Raw genomic sequence first — 4,116 nt, 5'->3', positions numbered from 1 at the left:
CCTGCCAGCCCACCGGCCCGAAGCGGGCGAGCGCGGCGTTGCCGAGCGGCCCGCCCGCCACTTCGGCGAGCACCCCGAGCCCGAGCGCGCACAGCAGGCACCCGAGTCCGGCCCCGGCCGCGGTGCGCCGCCAGGTCCACGCCCGCACGGCGCCCTGCCGTCCGTCCGGCGCGTCCCGCCCGTCCCGTACGGCCGCCCCGGCCACGAACCAGCCGATGGTCAGCCCGGCCACGGCGGGGACAGCCGTCGCGGCCCAGTGCGCCGAGGTGCCGGGGCCCGCGTCCGGCACCGCCGCGAGCAGCGGGAACGGCGGCAGCAGCGGGGCCGGGGCGGAGGCGAACGGGTCGACGACATGTCCCGCGCCGAGCACGAAACCGGGTCCCAGCGCGTACGCCACCGCCCACAGCACCGCGTTGGGCAGCAGCGCCAGGCACAGCACCAGCACGGCGAACCGTCCCGACCAGCCCTCCGTCAGACGTACGAAGGCGCCCTGGGCCGCCGCGGAGTGCCCGACCAGGGACAGCCCGAGCACCAGCGCCCCGCCCCCGGCGAACACCGTCGCGCCCGCCCCGGCCGCCCGCGAGGAGGCGCCCAGGCGCGCGCGGGGGCCGGGCGCGAGGAGCAGCCGCCGGACGCTCTTGGGCAGCGCGCCCAGCGCCCGCTCCAGCGGGGCACGCGGACAGCCGTACGCCGTCCACACTCCGCTGCCCGCCGCCACCATGGCGACCAGCGGCACCCACAGGACGGTCCGCGGCCACGAGGGGCGCAGCACTCCGCCCGCGGCGTACACGGCGGCCGCGCCCGCGACGACGACGTAGCCGAGGACTACGCCCGCCCAGGCGGTGCGGGGTTGGACGAGCGGTCCGCCGTCGCCCGCGTCGGTCGCGTCCCGTGCCGCACGGTGCACGAGCAGCGCGGGCAGGGCGAGGAGGAGCAGCGGGGTCACCCCCACGGGTGCGGGCACCGAGGTGAGCGTGTCGGTGCGCAGCAGTTCGGCGCCGTGCGCGAGCAGCCACAGCGCGGCGGCCACGTGCAGGGCGCCGCCCGGGCCGCTGTCGGGGTACGGCGAGCTGATCCACAGGGCGATGACCAGCACCGCGAACGAGCCGAGCCCGAGCCCCGCCGCGACGGCGCCCCCGAGGAAGCCGGCACCCAGGCCGGGCGAGCGGTCGCGTACCCGGGCGCGTAGTCGGGGCAGGGGAGGGCGGCGACGGGGCGTGCTGATCACGACCGCCATGCTCCCAACGACACCCGCTTTCCCGGCGCAAGAGGCGAAGTTCCGCTGTGTCGCTCAATATACGTTTATGTGCCTATTCACACGGAGGGACGCATGGTGACGGACCGTCATACCGACCGCGACACGGCCACTCTGACACCCGTTCAGGCCTTCGACGCCCTCTACGCGTACTGCGCCCCCGCCCTCGTGCGCCAGACCTACCTGCTCACCGGCCGGCACGACCGCGCCCGCGAGGCCGTGGAGCACGCCTTCCAACAGGCCTGGCAGCGCTGGCCGGAGGTGGCCCACGACCGGGACCCGGCGGGCTGGGTGCGGGCGGCGGCGTACGAGTGCGCCCTGTCCCCCTGGCACCGCTTCCGTCCGGGCGGCCACCTCACCGACCCGCCCCCCGATCCCGCGGACCGCGCGCTGCAGGAGGTCCTGCTCGAACTCCCGCCGCCGCACCGCCGCACCCTCGTCCTCTACGACGGCGTGGGCCTCGACCTGCCCGAGACGGCGGCGGAGACGGAGGCGAGCACCCCGGCGACGGCGAACCGGCTGATGCACGCCCGCGAGGCCGTCGCCGAGCGCCTGCCGGAACTGGCGGACACGGCGGAACTGCACCGGCGGCTGACCCGGCTGGCCGCCACCGAGCGCCTCCCGGCGGTCATGCCGACGGCGGTGCGCACGACCGGGGAGCGCAGGACCCGGTTCTGGACCCGCTCGGCCATCGCCTTCACGGTCACCATCATCGGCGCCACCGCGCTCACCCTGCGTACGGCTCCCACGCACTACCTGGCGCCGGTGTCCCCGGGGCACTCGGTGGCGGGGCTGCCCGCGGCGGGCGCGCTCGGCCCGCTGTCGAAGGACGCGCTGAAGCTGAGGGAGAAGCTGCGCAAGGAGCAGGCGGCCGGGCCGGAACGGCTGGTGCCCGAGGCGAGGTGAGACGGCCGGACGGCGCATCCCCGTGGCCGGAGGCCCGGAAAGCCGGTGGGCCCGCCCCCTTTCAGGGGAGCGGGCCCACCGGCGTGGTTCAGGAACCGTACGGAAGTCAGCCGGCGAGGATCTCGCGGGCCAGCTTGGCCGTCTCGGTCGGGGTCTTGCCGACCTTGACGCCCGCGGCCTCGAGGGCCTCCTTCTTGGCCTGGGCGGTGCCGGAGGAGCCGGAGACGATGGCGCCGGCGTGGCCCATGGTCTTGCCCTCGGGCGCGGTGAAGCCCGCGACGTAGCCGACGACCGGCTTGGTCACGTTCTCCTTGATGAAGGCCGCGGCCCGCTCCTCGGCGTCGCCGCCGATCTCGCCGATCATGACGATCAGGTCGGTGTCGGGGTCGTCCTGGAAGGCCTTCAGGGCGTCGATGTGGGTGGTGCCGATGATCGGGTCACCGCCGATGCCGACGCAGGTCGAGAAGCCGATGTCACGCAGCTCGTACATCATCTGGTACGTCAGCGTGCCGGACTTCGACACCAGGCCGATGCGGCCCGGCTTGGTGATGTCGGCCGGGATGATGCCGGCGTTCGACTGGCCCGGGGTGATCAGGCCGGGGCAGTTCGGGCCGATGATCCGGGTCTTGTTGCCCTTCTTGCCGGCGTACGCCCAGAAGGACGCCGTGTCGTGCACCGCGATGCCCTCGGTGATGACGACCGCGAGCGGGATCTCGGCGTCGATGGCCTCGACGACCGCGTCCTTGGTGAACTTCTCCGGGACGAAGATGACCGTGACGTCGGCGCCGGTCTTCTCGATGGCCTCCTTGACGGTGCCGAAGACCGGTACCTCGGTGCCGTCGAAGTCGACGCTCTGGCCGGCCTTGCGCGGGTTCACGCCGCCGACGATGTTCGTGCCGGACGCCAGCATGCGGCGGGTGTGCTTCTGACCCTCCGAGCCGGTCATGCCCTGGACGATGACCTTGGATTCCTTGGTGAGGAAGATAGCCATGGTGTTCTGTGACCTCGTCCCTTACTTCGCGGCAGCAGCCAGCTCGGCGGCCTTGTCGGCCGCGCCGTCCATGGTGTCCACCCGCTGGACGAGCGGGTGCTTGCGGTCGTCGAGGATCTTGCGACCCAGCTCGGCGTTGTTGCCGTCCAGGCGCACGACGAGCGGCTTGGTGACCTCTTCGCCCTTGGACTCCAGGAGCTCCAGGGCCTGCACGATGCCGTTGGCGACCGCGTCGCAGGCGGTGATGCCGCCGAAGACGTTGACGAACACGGACTTCACGTCCGGGTCGCCGAGGATGATCTCCAGGCCGTTGGCCATGACCTCGGCGGACGCGCCGCCGCCGATGTCGAGGAAGTTGGCGGGCTTGACGCCCTTGTGCGCCTCGCCGGCGTAGGCGACGACGTCCAGGGTCGACATGACCAGACCCGCGCCGTTGCCGATGATGCCGACCTCGCCGTCGAGCTTGACGTAGTTGAGGTTCTTCTCCTTGGCGGCCGCCTCGAGCGGGTTGGCGGCGGCCTTGTCGTGGAGCTCCTCGAACTCGGGGTGGCGGAACTCGGCGTTCTCGTCCAGGGAGACCTTGCCGTCCAGGGCGATGACGTCACCGGAGGCGACCTTGGCCAGCGGGTTCACCTCGACCAGGAGGGCGTCCTCCTTGATGAACACCTCCCACAGCTTCACCAGGACGTCGGCGACCTTGTCGGCCACCTCGGCCGGGAACTTCGCCGCGGCGACGATCTCCTGGGCCTTGGCCTGGTCCACGCCGTCGATGGCGTCGACCGCGATCTTGGCGACGGCGTCGGGACGGGTGGCGGCGACCTCCTCGATCTCCATGCCGCCCTCGACGGAGGCGATGGAGAGGAAGGTGCGGTTGGCCCGGTCGAGGAGGAAGGAGACGTAGTACTCCTCGAGGATCTCCGGGGCCGTCTCGGCGAGCATGACCTTGTGGACCGTGTGGCCCTTG

At 72.9% G+C, this 4,116-nt stretch carries 4 protein-coding genes; 1 reads left to right on the top strand and 3 read right to left on the bottom strand.

The window, feature by feature from the left end; all coding sequences use genetic code 11:
* Positions 1-1,237: cell division protein PerM (locus IE249_RS04765; protein WP_229857539.1), on the bottom strand; the 1,237-nt coding region annotated here is incomplete at its 3' end.
* 93 nt (positions 1,238-1,330) lie between these two features.
* On the opposite strand from IE249_RS04765, the gene IE249_RS04760 reads away from it, so the two are divergent.
* Entirely contained in the window at positions 1,331-2,161 is an 831-nt protein-coding gene (locus IE249_RS04760; RefSeq protein WP_229857538.1) for an RNA polymerase sigma factor, read from the top strand.
* Positions 2,162-2,267: 106 nt separating this feature from the next.
* Here the strand turns inward: IE249_RS04760 and sucD are convergent, their stop codons facing one another.
* Together sucD and sucC are read right to left on the bottom strand one after the other, a co-directional pair.
* Entirely contained in the window at positions 2,268-3,152 is an 885-nt protein-coding gene (gene sucD / locus IE249_RS04755; protein WP_189703472.1) for a succinate--CoA ligase subunit alpha, read from the bottom strand.
* A gap of 21 nt (positions 3,153-3,173) precedes the next feature.
* On the bottom strand, positions 3,174-4,116 hold a 943-nt coding region (gene sucC / locus IE249_RS04750), incomplete at its 5' end, for an ADP-forming succinate--CoA ligase subunit beta (RefSeq protein ID WP_229857534.1).

Origin of the sequence: Streptomyces anandii JCM 4720 (assembly GCF_014650655.1) — a bacterium.
Taxonomy (GTDB): Bacteria; Actinomycetota; Actinomycetes; order Streptomycetales; family Streptomycetaceae; genus Streptomyces; species Streptomyces anandii.
The sequence above is the reverse complement of the archived record's forward strand: the minus strand, read 5'-3'. Positions and strand labels throughout refer to the sequence as shown.